The sequence below is a fragment of the Afipia sp. 1NLS2 genome (assembly GCF_000178995.1).
Classification (GTDB): domain Bacteria; phylum Pseudomonadota; class Alphaproteobacteria; order Rhizobiales; family Xanthobacteraceae; genus Afipia.
Window position 1 is genome coordinate 135745 of sequence record NZ_ADVZ01000001.1, and the last position, 15270, is coordinate 151014.

The 15270-nt window shown below is 63.6% G+C and carries 14 protein-coding genes; 3 read left to right on the top strand and 11 right to left on the bottom strand.

What is annotated here, in order from left to right:
• Positions 1–2: 2 nt before the first annotated feature.
• Positions 3–1139 (bottom strand): ABC transporter permease, encoded by a 1137-nt coding sequence (locus AFIDRAFT_RS00705; protein WP_198007790.1) that lies wholly within the window; start codon positions 1137–1139, stop codon positions 3–5.
• A 132-nt stretch (positions 1140–1271) separates the two neighbouring features.
• On the opposite strand from AFIDRAFT_RS00705, the gene dgcA reads away from it, so the two are divergent.
• The gene (gene dgcA, locus AFIDRAFT_RS00710) at positions 1272–2258 is read left to right on the top strand and encodes an N-acetyl-D-Glu racemase DgcA (protein ID WP_009337018.1); all 987 of its coding nucleotides are present in this window, start codon (positions 1272–1274) and stop codon (positions 2256–2258) included.
• Positions 2259–2394: 136 nt separating this feature from the next.
• Positions 2395–3678, top strand: a complete 1284-nt coding sequence (locus tag AFIDRAFT_RS00715; RefSeq protein ID WP_009337019.1) for a hypothetical protein — start codon at positions 2395–2397, stop codon at positions 3676–3678.
• A gap of 46 nt (positions 3679–3724) precedes the next feature.
• Here the strand turns inward: AFIDRAFT_RS00715 and AFIDRAFT_RS00720 are convergent, their stop codons facing one another.
• The 5 genes from AFIDRAFT_RS00720 to thiD all read right to left on the bottom strand — a co-directional run bounded on the left by AFIDRAFT_RS00720 (position 3725) and on the right by thiD (position 8205).
• Positions 3725–4720, bottom strand: coding sequence for a threonine ammonia-lyase (locus AFIDRAFT_RS00720; RefSeq protein WP_009337020.1), 996 nt, complete (start codon positions 4718–4720; stop codon positions 3725–3727).
• Between the two features lie 48 nt (positions 4721–4768).
• Positions 4769–5797: a glycosyltransferase family 4 protein gene (locus AFIDRAFT_RS00725; RefSeq protein ID WP_009337021.1), complete on the bottom strand. Its 1029-nt coding sequence runs from the start codon at positions 5795–5797 to the stop codon at positions 4769–4771.
• The gene (locus AFIDRAFT_RS00730; protein WP_009337022.1) at positions 5797–6609 is read right to left on the bottom strand and encodes a UDP-2,3-diacylglucosamine diphosphatase; all 813 of its coding nucleotides are present in this window, start codon (positions 6607–6609) and stop codon (positions 5797–5799) included. The genes AFIDRAFT_RS00725 and AFIDRAFT_RS00730 overlap by 1 nt, the downstream gene beginning before the upstream one ends.
• Positions 6610–6663: 54 nt before the next feature.
• Positions 6664–7308, bottom strand: coding sequence for a class I SAM-dependent methyltransferase (locus AFIDRAFT_RS00735; RefSeq protein WP_009337023.1), 645 nt, complete (start codon positions 7306–7308; stop codon positions 6664–6666).
• Between the two features lie 96 nt (positions 7309–7404).
• Positions 7405–8205 (bottom strand): bifunctional hydroxymethylpyrimidine kinase/phosphomethylpyrimidine kinase, encoded by an 801-nt coding sequence (gene thiD / locus AFIDRAFT_RS00740; protein WP_009337024.1) that lies wholly within the window; start codon positions 8203–8205, stop codon positions 7405–7407.
• Between the two features lie 127 nt (positions 8206–8332).
• Between thiD and AFIDRAFT_RS00745 the strand changes: the two genes are divergently transcribed.
• Entirely contained in the window at positions 8333–8758 is a 426-nt protein-coding gene (locus AFIDRAFT_RS00745; protein WP_009337025.1) for a CHRD domain-containing protein, read from the top strand.
• A gap of 30 nt (positions 8759–8788) precedes the next feature.
• Here AFIDRAFT_RS00745 and murJ read toward each other — a convergent pair whose 3' ends face one another.
• From murJ to AFIDRAFT_RS00770, 5 genes are all read right to left on the bottom strand, one after another.
• The gene (gene murJ, locus AFIDRAFT_RS00750; protein WP_009337026.1) at positions 8789–10318 is read right to left on the bottom strand and encodes a murein biosynthesis integral membrane protein MurJ; all 1530 of its coding nucleotides are present in this window, start codon (positions 10316–10318) and stop codon (positions 8789–8791) included.
• A gap of 44 nt (positions 10319–10362) precedes the next feature.
• Positions 10363–11505 (bottom strand): DegT/DnrJ/EryC1/StrS family aminotransferase, encoded by a 1143-nt coding sequence (locus AFIDRAFT_RS00755; RefSeq protein WP_009337027.1) that lies wholly within the window; start codon positions 11503–11505, stop codon positions 10363–10365.
• A 38-nt stretch (positions 11506–11543) separates the two neighbouring features.
• A complete protein-coding gene (locus AFIDRAFT_RS00760) occupies positions 11544–12536 on the bottom strand; it encodes a Gfo/Idh/MocA family protein (protein ID WP_009337028.1) in 993 nt (330 codons plus the stop codon).
• Between the two features lie 155 nt (positions 12537–12691).
• The gene (locus AFIDRAFT_RS00765; RefSeq protein ID WP_009337029.1) at positions 12692–14101 is read right to left on the bottom strand and encodes a mannose-1-phosphate guanylyltransferase/mannose-6-phosphate isomerase; all 1410 of its coding nucleotides are present in this window, start codon (positions 14099–14101) and stop codon (positions 12692–12694) included.
• A gap of 30 nt (positions 14102–14131) precedes the next feature.
• Positions 14132–15148, bottom strand: coding sequence for an NAD-dependent epimerase (locus AFIDRAFT_RS00770; RefSeq protein ID WP_009337030.1), 1017 nt, complete (start codon positions 15146–15148; stop codon positions 14132–14134).
• Between the last annotated feature and the right edge of the window lie 122 nt (positions 15149–15270).

Here is a 15270-nt window from a genome sequence, read left to right on the forward strand (position 1 = left end):
GCTCAGACTCCGATCGAGGCGAAGAAGATGGCGAACAGACCATCAACGACAATGACGAAGAAGATCGACTTCACCACGGATGCCGTGGTGTGCTTGCCCAGCGATTCCGCGCTGCCCTGCACCGCCGCGCCCTCGACGCAGGCGATGATGCCGATGATGAGCGCCATGAACGGCGCCTTCACAAGGCCGACGGTGAAATGGTTGATCGAGATCGCCTCACGCAGCCGCGACAGGAAGGCGTCGGGCTGCACGCCACCATAGAGCCAAGCGGTGAGACCACCGCCGTAAAGCGCAGCCATCGCGCCGAGGAAAGCCAGGATCGGCATCGCGATCACCAGCGCAAGGATGCGCGGCAGGATCAGCACCTCGGTCGGATCGAAGCCCATGGTGCGCAGCGCATCGACTTCCTCGCGCATCCGCATCGAGCCGAGTTCGGCGGTGTAGGCGCTGCCCGAACGGCCCGCGACCATGATGGCGACCAGCAGCACGCCGATCTCGCGCAGCACCAGCACGCCGAGCATGTCGACCACAAACACGTCCGCGCCGAACTTGCGGAACTGGAAAATGCCCTGCTGGGCGATAATGCAACCGATCAGGAAGGTGATGAGCACCACGATCGGCACTGCGCGCCAGCACACCTGTTCCAGTTGATGAACAGTCGAGGTCAGGCGGAAGTGGCTCGGATGCAGAATCACGCGCCAGAACGCACTCAGGATGGAGCCTGTCATGTTGAGAAGGCCGAGCAGCGTATCGGCGACCCCGACGACGGTGCGGCCAACCGCCTCGACGGCACGGACCGGACCAAACGGCACCTTTGCCGGCTCCGGCACAGCCTTCACGCGCTTCACTTCTTCAACAAGACTCGCGTAATCCGCCGACAGGCCCGCAATCATCGGCGCGGTGTCGCCGCGCGTCAAAGCGCGGCGCAGCCTTTCGATCAGCCAGGCGCCGAACGTGTCCAGCCGCGAGATCTGCGAGACGTCGATGACAAGGCTCGCACGACTGCCATCACGGGAGCGCTCGGTGCGCTCCACAAGCTTCTCAAGCGCCGGCGCATGGTGCACGGTCCATTCCCCGCCCGCGCGTAATGCCACACCGGCGCCAAGCGGCGTCTGCTCGAGGGTTGGATTCCCGTTCACGAAAGGCTCCCGCATTTTTACGCCTACAGAACGCGAGCAATCGGTTCCCGGTCCGGCTTGTACGGAGAACCTCCTAAGAGCCATAATTGTGGCACAACGGCAAGCCCGTCATCAACCAAGCGTCACATTTCAATGACCTCTGTTCCTTTCCAGCTACAAGTCCACATCGAGCGCTGGCCGATCGCAGGCCGCTTCTCCATCAGCCGCGGCAGCAAGACCGAAGCGGTCGTCGTCGTCGCCGAAATCTGCCGCAATGGAATAACCGGCCGTGGCGAGTGCGTGCCCTATCCACGCTACAACGAGACGCCGGAAGCGGCCGTCGATGCGATACATTCGGTCGGCCACTGGACGAGTCTCACGCGCGAGATGCTGCGGGAGCGGATGCCGCCGGGAGCCGCACGCAACGCGCTCGACTGCGCGCTGTGGGATCTGGAAGCGAAGGAAGCGAAGCGGCGCGTCTGGGAGCTTGCGGGCCTTCTCGCGCCACACTCTCTCACCACCGCCTACACCATCTCGCTCGGCACGCCGGAGGAGATGGCGCTGGCCACATCGGCAGCCGCGCACCGCCCGCTGCTCAAGATCAAGCTTGGCGGCGAAGGTGACAAGGGCCGCATCGCCGCCGTACGGCGCGCAGCACCTGATGCGACCTTGATCGTTGATGCCAACGAGGCGTGGTCCGACACCAACCTGCAACGCAACCTCGATGCCTGCGCCGAAGCAGGCGTCGCTCTGGTCGAGCAGCCGCTTCCCGCGGGACGGGATGCCGCACTCGAACGGATCATCCGCCCGATCCCGGTCTGCGCGGACGAGAGCGCGCACGCCACCGCTTCCCTCAAGGAGTTGGTTGGGCGCTACGATGCGGTCAATATCAAGCTCGACAAGACCGGCGGCCTCACCGAGGCCCTGGCGATGAGCCGCGAGGCTGAGCGCCTTGGGCTGCGTGTTATGGTCGGCTGCATGGTGGCGACCTCGCTTGCAATGGCCCCGGCTCTGATCGTGGCGCAGCAGGCCTTTATCGTCGACCTCGACGGCCCGCTGCTGCTGGCGAAGGACCGCGAGCCCGCCCTGCGCTATGAGGGCTCGACCGTCGATCCGCCGGACGCAGCACTCTGGGGGTAGCCCAAAAATAAGTCGGTCGATAACTCAGTCTGGCCAATTGCCCGCCACACTCAAATCAGATTCGATGGGTCCGTCCGATTTGGAACCGTTTCCCCGCGGGTGGAATCACTTGCGCGGGCGAGTGTGAGTAACGTCCATGGCTGAAGAAGCCTTTGCATTGTCGCCGATTTCGGCGAGCGCTGCGGTCCCCACCGAGGCCGATTATCACGCTATCCGCGAAGCTTTCATGGAAACCGCGCGGGGGCGCTGGTTCCTGACCGAATACGCCAAGCGCAACCGCAACGCGGATACCGCCATGGTGCTGGAGGCGGTCGTGCGGATCGAGCAGAGCATTGGCGCGGCGCATCACGAAGCTGGAGCCTCGGCCCCTTCTGAAGCCCTCCTGGAAGCAGCACTCGAGAAGGCACGGGCGGCGATCCGCGAGCAGTTCACCGAAACCGGATTCGACCATACGTTGTTGCCGTGGCGCAAAAGCGCCCGGATCATTCGCGAGATCATCTGGGGCTTGCGAGAATCCGGGGCCGACCCCCGCATCTGCAATATCCTCGACGGTCAGGTCCGTGCCATCGAAGCGGCCTGCGACGACTTCCCTCTCGAGGCCATTCGCGACCGGATGCTGGCGGCCCTCGACACCGCAGTTTTGCAAGACCGTGAAGCCGCTCCGGCGACAACCGAGAGCGCAGGCGACGAACCCGCCGCCGCTGAAATCACCACGAACGCGACTCCTGCCCCGGTCCCAAACCTCGAAACGCAGCCGGAAGCTGCCGTTGCAGAGTCGGTCGTTACGGAAACTGCCGTTGTGGAGCCTCCCCTTGTGGAAACGGCTGTTGCGGAAGCCGTGACCGCGAAGATCGAGGCCGCGATGGAAACCATCGCGCCCGAGGCCCCTGCGCCTGAAATCCCCGCGCCTGAAGCCGCCTCTCTTGAAGTCGTCGCTTCGGAAGTCGAGGCCCTTCTTGAGGCCGCCGTCGAAGCTGCGCCTGCCGTAGCAGTTGCAGAGCTGCCGCAACCCGAACCGGCCCCGGCGGAAAGCGAGCCCGCTCCCGTGGCCGCAGCGCCGCGCTCGATCATGACGGCTTCGGCCTCGCAACCGGCCCCTCAGCCAATGGCCGACCCCGTGGCCGTCGAGGCATCGGTCGTGGCCACCGCCGCAACCCTTCCACAGGTTGCTCCAGCCACCGAACCGGCGCCCGAAACCACCATGGCGGCCGAGGCGGAAGGCGGCGGCTCCGAAGATCTCTGGGCCGACATCGAAGCCGAAATCGCTCCGCTGCCGCCTTTCGATCCGGTGCATGAGGCATCTCTTGGAGCCAGTCTGATCGCGCAGGGTGTCGTGGCGCGGCCGTCCAACGGCCGGGCGGATCTGCTTGCGCCAATCCGTCGCATGAGCCACGCCGAGCGGATCGCGTTTTTCAGCTAAAGCGTTTTCAAGCGAAGTGGGAACCGGTTCGCGTGAAGAAAACGCGTCAAGATTCTTGGCCCTCACGAATGGCGTCGGCATAAAGCCCGGCGTCGACATTGCCGCCGGACAGGACGATCACCACGGTCTTGCCGCGCGCGTCCATCCGGCCCGCCAGCAGCGCCGCCAGCGCCACGCTGCCGCCCGGCTCGGCCACCAGCTTCAACTCGCGAAACGCAAACGCCATCGCCTGCGCCACCTCGGCATCCGTCGCCGTGACGCCACCGGCGCCAAGCCCATGATTGATTGCGAATGTGAGTTCGCCCGGCTCGGGTGCCATCAGGGCGTCGCAGAAGGTGCGGTTCTGCGCGTGATGCCGCTGGCGCTGCCCGCTCGCAAACGAGCGCGCATGGTCGTCATAACCATCCGGCTCGGCGGTGAGGAATTTCGCCTGCGGAAAGTGGTGGTGGACCGCCAGCGCAATGCCCGCCATCAGCCCGCCGCCGGACGCCGGCGCGGACACGATGTCAGGGGCAACACCGAGCGCCCGCAGGTCCTCCACTATCTCGAGGCCCACGGTGCCCTGCCCCGCGATGATGCGCGGATCGTCGAATGGCGGCACCAGCGTCGCGCCGCTCTCCGTAGCAATGTTTTGCGCGATCTCCTCGCGGCTCTCGCGCTCACGATCATACAGAACCACCCGCGCGCCATAGCCCTTTGTGCGTTCGCGCTTGAACGCGGGCGCGTCCGCCGGCATCACGATGGTCGCGGGCAGGCCCAGCAACTGCGCGGCGGCGGCGACGCCCTGCGCGTGATTGCCGGACGAAAACGCCACCACGCCCTTGCCCCGCTCCGCCAAGGGAATCAGCGACAGGCGGTTATAGGCCCCGCGAAACTTGAACGAGCCGGTTCGTTGCAGCACTTCCGGCTTGAGGAATACACGCGCGCCGGTCTGCGCGTCGAGCGCGGGCGAGCTTAACAGGCGGGTTCTGACAGCAACCGGCGCAAGTGCTGCGGCCGCAGCCTCGATGTCGGCATAAACGGGCAAGGGAAGATGAGTCATGATCCCGTCTTATCGCGCCGGGCCATGGCCGATCAAGGCGCGCAGCCTTCACGCTGCCGTGCGCGTGGAATGCAGGCTGTCCCGGCGCGGATGGACGATATTGTCGATGAAAGCGCGCGCGCAGTTCTCCCAGGTGTGGTTCAGCGCGAAGGCCCGGCATCGCTCGGGAGAAATCGCCAGAGCGGCACGGCAGGCCGCGCCGAGGTCTTCACTGAGAACTCCGACCGGCGCATCGCCGATGACATCCTTCGGGCCGCTGACGGGGAACGCCGCCACCGGCACGCCGCTCGCCAATGCTTCCAGCAGCACCAGCCCGAACGTATCGGTGCGGCTGGGAAAGACGAACACATCTGCGGTCGCATAGATTTGCGCGAGCTGCTCGCCCTGCAGAGCGCCGAGGAAAATCGCATCCGGATATTTGCGCGCAAGTTCATGGCGAGCGGGGCCATCGCCCACGATGATCCTGGTGCCGGGAAGATCGAGGTCGAGAAACGCTTCCAGATTTTTCTCGACTGCAACACGCCCGACCGACAGGAAGATCGGACGCGGCAGCCCGAGATCGAATTGCCGCGGACAAAACAATTCCGTGTCCACCCCGCGCGGCCACAGCACCACGCGAGAAAAGCCGCGCTCGCGCAATTCTTCCGCCAGCGCGGGCGTCGCCGCCATCACTGCCTGACTTGCCGCATGAAATCGCCGCAGACCTCGCCATACCCATGATTCCGGGATCGGCGAGCGCGCCGACACATATTCCGGAAAACGGGTGTGAAAGCTCGTGGTGAACGGCAGCCCCCGCTTCAGGCAATAGCGGCGCACCAGCAAGCCAATCGGCCCTTCAGTCGCGACATGGATATTGTCGGGGCGCGCATCCGCGATCAGTTTCGCGATCCGCGCCGGGCCGGGAATGGCGACACGCAAATCCGGATAACTTGGCAGCGCGACAGTGGCGAAGGATTGCGGCGTGAGAAACGACACATCGACGCCGAGATCGCGCGCCGCATCCGCCATCATCGTCAGCGTGCGGACGACGCCATTGACCTGCGGGTGCCAGGCGTCGGTCGCGATCAGAATCCGCATCAGGCCGCCTGTGCCGCGATGGCGGGCGAAGGCGCGGCCTGCCGCAGCGGCGCGGTCCATGTGAGGATTTCAAACCGGCCGTCGTGATGCTCGACCAGTGCGGTGCAGCTTTCCACCCAGTCGCCGCAATTCATGTAGCGGATGCCGTCATGATCGCGGATCGTGGCGTAATGAATGTGGCCGCAGATCACGCCGTCCGCATTGTTGCGGCGCGCTTCCGCCGCCAGCGTCTGCTCGAACGCGCCGATGTAATTCACCGCGTTCTTCACCTTCTGCTTCGCCCATTGCGAGAGCGACCAGTAAGGCGAACCGAACATGCGGCGGAATACATTCACAAGGCGGTTGGCCTGAATCGCAAGATCGTAGGCCTTGTCGCCGAGATGCGCGAGCCAGCGCGCGTTCTGCACCACGAGATCGAACAGGTCACCATGAATGACAAGATAACGCTTGCCGTCGAATCCCTGATGGATCGCCTGCTCCACCACCTCGATGCCGCCGAAATGCGTGCCGTAATAGGAGCGCAGGAATTCGTCGTGGTTGCCGGGGATATAGAACACCTTCGCGCCCTTGCGGACGCGGCGAAGCATTTTCTGCACGAAGTCGTTATGCGATTGCGGCCAGTGCCAGTTCGATTTCAGTGCCCAGCCATCGATGATGTCGCCGACCAGATAGATCGTCTCGGCATCGTGCACGCGGAGGAAATCGAGAAGCCGCTCGGCCTGCGATCCCCTGGCTCCCAGATGGACATCCGAAATGAACAGAGTGCGGAAGGTCCGTTCCGGAGCGCCATCGGAGATGAAGGCTTTTTCCATGGGCGTGCAGCTAGCAGATTTGTGTGACAGACAAATGACGAAACAGGCCCGGCCTCACGCCGCAACCGGCCCCGTCCGTTCAAAAGAGACCAGCGTGTAGAAGGCCGCCACTTTCCGACGCTCGACGAGGGTCGCATTGTCGTTCTGCGCCCACGCGGCAAGCCGCGCGAACGGAAATTCGGGACGCAAGCCCAGCGCGCGGGTACGCTTCGCCGCCCAGCGCTCCACCGCAGCCGCAACACCTTTTTCCGAATACAGATGGTTGACGAGGATGATGCGGCCGCCCGGCTTCACCACCCGATGGCATTCGGACAGGACCTGCTCGGGATTGGCGACCAGCGTGATGACGAATTGCGCCACGACGCAATCGAATGTCGCATCGGGAAACGACATGTTGTGCGCATCCATCTGCAGCACGTCCCTGACGTGCGGATACCGGCCGCTCGCCATTTTCGCCCGCGCCTTGGCGAGCATCGGCGCGCTCATGTCGATGCCGGTGATTTCTGTCGCGGCGTTGTAATCGTCGAACGACAAGCCGGTGCCGACGCCGACCTCCAGAATTTTGCCACCGATGGCGCAGGCAGCGGCGGCAGCGGCGCGCCGTCCCTTGACCATCACAGGCCCGCATACCGCGTCATAGATCGGCGCCCAGCGGGCATACGCCGTTTCAACGGTTGATCGATCGAGGTCCGTGTTCATCGTGACGATCCAGACAGGCTCCGGGAATCGGAGCGTTGCGATGGATCGGGGGTAACAGCGCCATGCGACAGTTCGACGACAAGCGCCGTATCGCGCTTAATAGAAGGCGTGGAAATGGTGGATCGGGCCGTGATCGTTGCTGAGTTGCAACCGGTCCGCATTGGCGATGGCGGCGCTGACGTAATCCTTCGCCTGCCTCACCGCCGCCTCAAGTCCTTCGCCTTTGGCGAGGCCTGCCGCAATCGCGGATGACAGCGTGCAGCCCGTCCCGTGCACATTCTTCGTGTTCACCCGGACAGCAGCGAAGCGGGCCACCCGGTCCGCGGTGATGAGATAGTCGATGCTCGAAGGTCCCTCGCCATGGCCACCCTTGATGAGAACCGCAGGCACGCCGAACTTCAGGATACGGCGGCCTTGATCCGCGATATCGTCTTCGGTCCGCGCCACCTGCTCATCAAGCAGCGCGGCGGCCTCCGGCAGGTTCGGGGTCACCAGCGTGGCGCGCGGCATCAGCGTGGTGCGCATTGCCTCGATCGCGCCATCCGCCAGCAGGCGGTCGCCCGACGTTGCGATCATCACCGGGTCGAGCACCACGTTTTTCGCCTGCCAGTGCGCCAGCCGCTCCGCGATCACTTCGATGATCGGCTGCGAAGCCGTCATGCCAATCTTGACCGCGGCAACCGGCAGATCGCTCATCACCGCATCGATCTGTCTTTTGACGAAATCAGCCGGTGCTTCGTTGATGGCGGAAACGCCCTTGGTATTCTGCGCCGTCAGTGCCGTGATGGCGGTCGTGCCGTACACGCCCAGCGCGGCAAACGTCTTCAAATCAGCCTGGATACCCGCGCCGCCGATCGTATCGGAGCCCGCAATCGTCAGCGCAACCGGAAAAGCCATCGTCAAAACAACCCTCTAACCGTCGGAGCGACACTAGCGCCCCAATCAAGACTTCGCCAGCAATGAACTAAATGGCCGTGGCCGGGGTTGTAGAAGCGTTCCTCACCCTTTGTTCCGGGAGAATCCCATGTACGGCAAAACCATTGGTACCGCGGCCGTGATGCTCGCAGCAATTGCGATAGCCTCGCCGGCCAGCGCCGAAAAGATGACCATGAAGCTCAACCTCACCGGCGCGAGCGAAGTGCCGCCGAACGACAGCGCGGCCAAGGGCACCGCCGATGTCACTTATGACACCACCTCCAAAATGCTGACCTGGAAGGTGACCTATTCAGGGCTGACCGGCCCCGCCACCATGGCCCACTTCCATGGCCCGGCCGAGCCCGGCAAGAACGCGGGCATCATGGTGCCGTTCAAGGATGTCGCGAGCGGCGCACAAGGCAGCGCCACGCTGACGGATGCACAGGCCACCGCCCTGATGGACGGCAAGATGTACGTCAATGTTCATACCAAGGCACATCCGGGCGGCGAAATCCGTGCGCAGGTGACGAAGTAACAGCCATATCCGGTGCGGCTGTAACTCGCGTTACGGCCGCACCAGCGCCTTCAGCCAGCGCAAGCCGAACAGTCCACCGATGAGCGCGGCGTAGACAACGGCCCCAACCACAACCAGCATCAAGAGCGCGATCTCATCTCGCGCGGTGGGCAACGTTGCGATCCAGTGCGCCGAGGCGCGCGACGCCCCCCACAAGGCAGCGGCGAGCCCAAGTCCGGCCGCAGCGAATTTCATCAGCGATTGCACGAAGGCGCGGTCCATCTCAAGAAAGCCCCGCCTGATCGCAAAACCCGTCACCAGCAGCAGGTTGACCCACTGCCCAACCGCCGTCGCCAGCGCGAGGCCGATTTGCGCCAGCGATCCGACCAGCGCGAGTTTCAGCGCGAGGTTGACGGCAATGCCCGTCAGCGCCGACTTCACCGGCGTCGCGGTGTCCTTGCGCGCGTAGAAGGTCGCAACCGCGCTGCGGATCAGGACGAACGGAATGAGGCCGACCGCATAGGCCGCGAGCGTCGCCCCGGCAGCGGCAGCATCAGCCTTGGTGAAGGCCCCGCGCGCGAACATCGCACGCATGATGACATCAGGCACCGTCAGGAATGCCGCGACGAACGGCACCGAAAACAGCAGCGTGAAATCGAAGGCGCGCCGTTGCGCTGCCATCGCTCCCGCATGATCGTTCGCGCTGATCCGCCGCGACATGTCCGGTAGCAGCACCGTGCCGATGGCGATGCCGATCACGCCGATCGGCAATTGATTGAGCCGGTCCGCATAATACAGCGCCGACAGCGCACCGGAGGCGAGGAAGGTCGCAATGATTGTGTCGGCGAACAGCGCGATCTGCGTGCCCATCGAACCAACTGTCGCGGGCCCGAGCGCGCGGAAGAACCCGGTCACGTCCTCATCGAATTTGATCTTCGCGAAACGCGGCAGCACGCCGGTGCGCGCCGCGTCGCCCGCCAGCAGGAAATATTGCAGGAAGCCGGAAATCAGCACGCCCCACGCAGCCGCATGACCGGCGCTCGGGAAGAACGCCGCGAGCGCCAGCGTCATCATCATCGACAGGTTGAGCAGGATCGACGCCGCAGCCGCGCTGGCAAACCGCTGCATGACGTTGAGGATGCCGCCATAGAGCGTGACGAGCGTGATCAGCAGCAGGTACGGAAAGGTGATCCGGGTGAGTTCAATCGCAAGTTCGCGCCGGCCAGGATCGTCCGAGAAACCCGGCGCGAGCAGCGAGATCGCCTGCGGCATGAACAACCATGCCACCACCAGCAGCACGAGCTGGCTCGCGAACAACAGTGTGAAGATGCGGTCGGCGAACAGCCGCGCCGCCACGCCACCGCCCTTGTCCTGCACATGAGTATAGGCGGGAATGAAGGCGGCGTTGAACGCGCCCTCCGCGAAAATCGCTCGGAAGTGATTCGGCAGCCGCAACGCGACGAAGAAAGCATCCGCCAGCGGCCCAGCGCCGAGAATCGCGGCCAGCATGATGTCGCGCGCGAACCCAGTCAGGCGCGACAGCAGCGTATAACCGCCAACGGTGAAGATCCGGCCGAGCATCCGCCCGCTTCTAGCGCATTGGCCGCCGCCGCAAAATGGCTATGTCAGCCGGCGACTGCGTCGCGCACAGCCGAAATGATGCGGTCCTGCGTCGCCGTGTCCAGATAGGGATGCATCGGCAGGCTGATGCACTCCCGCGACAGCTTTTCACAGACCGGCAAGCCACCCTCCGCGACCGGGAAATGCCGGTAGGCCGTCTGCTGGTGCATCGACTTCGGATAATAGACCGCGGTCGGGACCCCCCTGGCTTTCAAGGCCTCGGCAAACGCCTCGCGGGTGCCGTCCTTGACGCGGATGGTGTACTGCGCCCAGACCGAGACATTGCCTTCCGGCACCTTCGGCACGTTCACCACGCCATCGAGGCCCTTGGCATAATAGCTGGCGACACGGTTGCGCGCTTCGATCTCGTCGGGGAAGATTTTCAGCTTCTCGATCAGGATCGCCGCCTGCATGGTGTCGAGACGGCCGGTGAGGCCGAGGCGGATGTTGTCGTATTTCTCGCTGCCCTGCCCGTGCACGCGCACGCTGCGCAGCGCCTCGGCAAGCGAGGCATCATCGGTAAAGATCGCGCCGCCGTCGCCGAAACAGCCGAGCGGCTTGGCCGGGAAGAAGCTCGTCGCGGTCGCCAGGCCGAAAGTGCCGAGCCGCTTGCCCTTGTAGGTCGCGCCAAAACCCTGCGCGGCGTCGTCAAGGACGAACAATCCCTCTTCAGCAGCCACCTTGGCCACCGCATCGTGATCGGCGCTCTGCCCAAACAGATCGACCGGGATGATCGCCTTCGGCTTCAATCCCGCCTTGCGGGCGGTGGCGATGCCACGCTTCAGCGAAGCGACATCGATATTGAAGGTCGTCTCGTCGACATCGACGAACACCGGCGTCGCGCCGGTCAGCGCCACGACCTCGCCGGTGGCGCAGAACGTGAACGACGGCACCAGCACCGCATCGCCCGGACCGATCTCCTTGGCCATCAGCACCATCAACAGCGCATCGGTGCCGCTCGCGCAAGCGACGACGTGCTTCGCCTCGCAAAACGCCGCGAGATCGGCTTCGAGTTTCGCAACCTCGGGGCCGCTGACGAACTGGCAATGAGTCAGCACGCGGCCAACAGCCTCATCGATCGCGGAGCCAAGCCGGCGGCGCTGCGCGCCAAGGTCGATAAACGCGACAGGATCGGGTCGTGGATTCATTGAATGTCACCAATCGGGAAAAGAAAAACGGAAGCGTATTACTTGGACGCCACATGCAGCTGGGGGGCCGCGACGGGCTTGGGGCGAGTCTCGAGGCACTTGATCGCGATCTCAAGGCTGGCGACACCTGCCTCACCGGTAATCGCGGGCGTGCTCCCCGTCTTGATCGCGTTGATGAACGCCATCAGCTCGGCGCGCAGCGGCTCGTCATGGCCGACCGGCAGATGCCGCATCGAATAACTGCCATCACGCTGGAAGCCAAAGCACTCCGTCACCTGCCGCGTCAGCAGGTCACCCTGGATATATTTGTTGCGGGTCGCGATGGTCGCGGTGCGCGCCTTGAACGGCGTCAGCCAGTTGGTATTGATGTGCGCGAGCACGCCGGACTCGGTGCGGAATTGCAATAGTGCGATATCCTCGCGCTCCGCCACCGCGCTGGTGAGTTGCGGCTGCACCTCAACGATGTCGGACCCCGTGAACCAGCGGATAAGATCGATGTCGTGCACGGCAAGATCGATCACCACGCCGACATTGGACATGCGCGGCGGGAACGGGCCAACGCGCGTAATGGCGACGGACAGAATCTCCTCACCCTGGATCGCTTCCTTGATCGTGGCGACAGCAGGATTGAATCGCTCAACATGGCCGACCATCAGCGTCACGCCCTTCTTGCGGGCGGCGTCGATGATCTCGCGCCCCTCCGCGCCGGTGGTCGCGATCGGCTTCTCGACGAGAACGTGAGCGCCGTAAGCGATGCAGGCGAGCGACACGTCGCGATGCAGGTGGGTTGGTGCTGCGATGGTCACCGCATCGACACCGGCCGCGAGCAGTTCATCGACCGTCGCGAAAGTCGGGCAATCGACGAAGCCGGTGATGCGCGAACGGCTTTCCGCCAGCGGATCGACAACGCCCGCGAGTTTCACGCCGGGCAATTGCGCCAAGACACGCGCATGGTTGCTGCCCATCACGCCCGCGCCGATAACACCCACGCGCAAATCCCCGTTGCCGCGCGTCGAATTCTTGGAAGTCATTGATCTTTTTACCCCTGAATCGCGGAACCCCGCGCCGTTTTCCTAGCACGGCAAAATCGCTCCGCCGACCCTCTGTGTTGAGTGTCAGAACACGTTTTGATGCAGAAAATGTCAGCCTTGCGGCGCGTTTGGGGCCGGAAAGCCTCCAAAATTCGTTAACGGCGGTAGTCATCCTCGATGCGGATGATGTCATCCTCGCCAAGATAGCTGCCGGTCTGGACCTCGATCAGTTCCAACGGGATTTTTCCGGGATTCTCCAGCCGGTGGGTCGCCCCGATCGGAATGTAGACCGATTCATTCTCGTGGACGACCTTCTCAAAATCATCGATCGTCACCTTTGCCGCACCCCGCACCACAATCCAGTGCTCGGAGCGGTGGTGATGCTTCTGCAACGACAGGCGCCCGCCCGCCTTGACGATGATCCGCTTCACCTGATGCCGCTCACCGGTATCGAGCGACTGATACGATCCCCACGGACGATGCACCTTGAGGTGATCCTCCGTCACCTGCGGGCGTACCTTCTTCAGCTTCGCGACAAGACGCTTGAGCGCGCCCGGGTCCTTCTGGCGCGACACCAGCACTGCATCCTGCGTCGCCACCACCACGACATCCTCGACGCCTTCCAGCGCCACCAGCGTCTTGTCGGAGGAGACGTTGCAGTTGGTCGCGCCTTCAAACACCGCCGCGCCCTGTGCCGCGTTGCCGTCCGCATCCTTCGGCGACAATTCCCACACCGCATGCCATGAGCCGACATCCGACCAGCCGCACGAGACGGGAATGACCGCCGCACGCGAGGTCTTCTCCATCACCGCATAGTCGATCGACATGGGCGTTGCCCGCGCGAAGGCGTCTTCCTGCAACGTCACAAAGCCGAGGTCGCTGCCTGCTTTCGCCACCGCCTCGCGCGCCGCTGCGACGCTGGCGGCGTCGGTCTGATCATACTCGTCGAGCAAAGCTCGCGCGCTGAACATGAAGTTGCCGCTGTTCCAGAGAAAGCCATCGCGCACGTAAGCCGCCGCTGTCGCCTCGTCCGGCTTCTCGACGAACTTCACAACCGACGACACATCACCCGCAATTTTGTCGCCGACCTGGATGTAGCCATATTCCGTCGCCGCACGCTCAGGCTTGATGCCGAAGGTCACGATTTTCCCGGAGGCTGCAACCTCGACCGCCTGACGGCAAGCCGCGACAAAGGCCGCCTCGTCGCCCACCACATGATCGGCGGCGAGCGCCAGCACCACCGCCTGAGGATCGCGGGTTGCCGCAAACGCTGCGCCCGCAGCAATCGCGGGGCCGGAATCCCTGCGGCAGGGCTCAAGCAGAATGTCGGCGTCGCGCTCAATCTCGGCGAGCTGCTCGCGCACCATGAAGCGATAGGCTGCGTTGGTGATGACGATCGGACGGTCGAACAGCGTGCCGTCACCGACCCGTGTCAGCGTGTCCTGGAACGTCGAGCGGCCACCGAACAACGACAGGAATTGCTTCGGCCGGTTCTCGCGCGACGCGGGCCAGAGCCGCGTTCCGGCGCCGCCGCACATGATCAACGGAACGATACGCTTCGTCATCGAAAACCGCTTTCCTGAAATTTTATGCGATCAGACCCGGTGATACTCGCGATACCATGCCACAAAGCGCGCGACGCCGTCAGCCAGCGGCGTGGAGGGATGGAAATCCACCTCCCGCTGCAAGTCGTCAATATCGGCATAGGTGGCATAGACGTCACCCGCCTGCATCGGCAGCAACTCCTTACGCGCAGTGCGGCCGAACTCTTTCTCAAGCGCCTGGACAAGATCCATCAGCTTTTCGGGCTGGTTGTTGCCGATGTTGTAGATTCGCCATGGCGCGCGGCTCGACGCGGGATCGGGATGCTGCGCATCCCAGGATGCATTGGGCGTCGCCGGGCGCTGTGCAAGGCGCACCACCGCCTCCGTCACGTCGTCGATGTAGGTGAAGTCCCGCATCATGTCGCCGTTGTTGAACAGGCGGATCGGCTTTCCTTCCGTGATCGCCTTCGCGAACAGGAACATCGCCATGTCCGGGCGACCCCATGGGCCATACACCGTGAAGAAACGCAGGCCCGTCGTCGGCAGCCCGTAAAGATGGCTGTAGGAATGCGCCATCAACTCGTTAGCCTTCTTGCTCGCGGCATAGAGGCTGATCGGGTGATCGACATTGTCGTGCACGGAAAACGGCAGCTTGGTGTTCGCGCCATAGACCGAGGACGAGGATGCGAACAGAAGGTGCTCGCAGCCATTGTGCCGGCAGCCTTCCAGCACGTTGGCGAACCCTTGAAGGTTGGCATCGATATAGACGGTCGGATGATCGATGGAGTAGCGCACCCCCGCCTGCGCGGCGAGGTGGATCACGACCGGGAAGCGGTGGCGCTCAAATATGCTTCGGGTGGCAGCACGATCCGCCAGATCGATCTTCTCAAAGGAGAAGTTCGAGTCATTGCGCAGGATGGCAAGCCGGGCCTCTTTCAGGCTCGGGTCGTAATAATCGTTGATGCTGTCGAGCCCGACGACACGATGACCGCCCTGCAACAGACGTTGCGACACATGAAAGCCGATGAACCCGGCCGCACCGGTTACGAGAATCGATTGCTTGGACATGATCTCAAACGGTTGACGGAAAAGATGGCCTCTTCACGGCTTTCCTATTGCTAGTTGCGGTGTAAAACCATACCACGCAGCGAAAATATATCCGTCCCGCGCGCAAATTTACGATACGTTTT

Excerpts from the sequence above, each read along its gene's own strand:
- dgcA (WP_009337018.1), top strand. The coding sequence starts at position 1,272 with ATGACCTCTGTTCCTTTCCAGCTACAAGTCCACATCGAGCGCTGGCCG.
- AFIDRAFT_RS00715 (WP_009337019.1), top strand. The coding sequence starts at position 2,395 with ATGGCTGAAGAAGCCTTTGCATTGTCGCCGATTTCGGCGAGCGCTGCG.
- AFIDRAFT_RS00720 (WP_009337020.1), bottom strand. The coding sequence starts at position 4,720 with ATGACTCATCTTCCCTTGCCCGTTTATGCCGACATCGAGGCTGCGGCC.
- AFIDRAFT_RS00725 (WP_009337021.1), bottom strand. The coding sequence starts at position 5,797 with ATGCGGATTCTGATCGCGACCGACGCCTGGCACCCGCAGGTCAATGGC.
- AFIDRAFT_RS00730 (WP_009337022.1), bottom strand. The coding sequence starts at position 6,609 with ATGGAAAAAGCCTTCATCTCCGATGGCGCTCCGGAACGGACCTTCCGC.
- AFIDRAFT_RS00735 (WP_009337023.1), bottom strand. The coding sequence starts at position 7,308 with ATGAACACGGACCTCGATCGATCAACCGTTGAAACGGCGTATGCCCGC.
- thiD (WP_009337024.1), bottom strand. The coding sequence starts at position 8,205 with ATGGCTTTTCCGGTTGCGCTGACGATTGCGGGCTCCGATACGATCGGC.
- AFIDRAFT_RS00745 (WP_009337025.1), top strand. The coding sequence starts at position 8,333 with ATGTACGGCAAAACCATTGGTACCGCGGCCGTGATGCTCGCAGCAATT.
- murJ (WP_009337026.1), bottom strand. The coding sequence starts at position 10,318 with ATGCTCGGCCGGATCTTCACCGTTGGCGGTTATACGCTGCTGTCGCGC.
- AFIDRAFT_RS00755 (WP_009337027.1), bottom strand. The coding sequence starts at position 11,505 with ATGAATCCACGACCCGATCCTGTCGCGTTTATCGACCTTGGCGCGCAG.
- AFIDRAFT_RS00760 (WP_009337028.1), bottom strand. The coding sequence starts at position 12,536 with ATGACTTCCAAGAATTCGACGCGCGGCAACGGGGATTTGCGCGTGGGT.
- AFIDRAFT_RS00765 (WP_009337029.1), bottom strand. The coding sequence starts at position 14,101 with ATGACGAAGCGTATCGTTCCGTTGATCATGTGCGGCGGCGCCGGAACG.
- AFIDRAFT_RS00770 (WP_009337030.1), bottom strand. The coding sequence starts at position 15,148 with ATGTCCAAGCAATCGATTCTCGTAACCGGTGCGGCCGGGTTCATCGGC.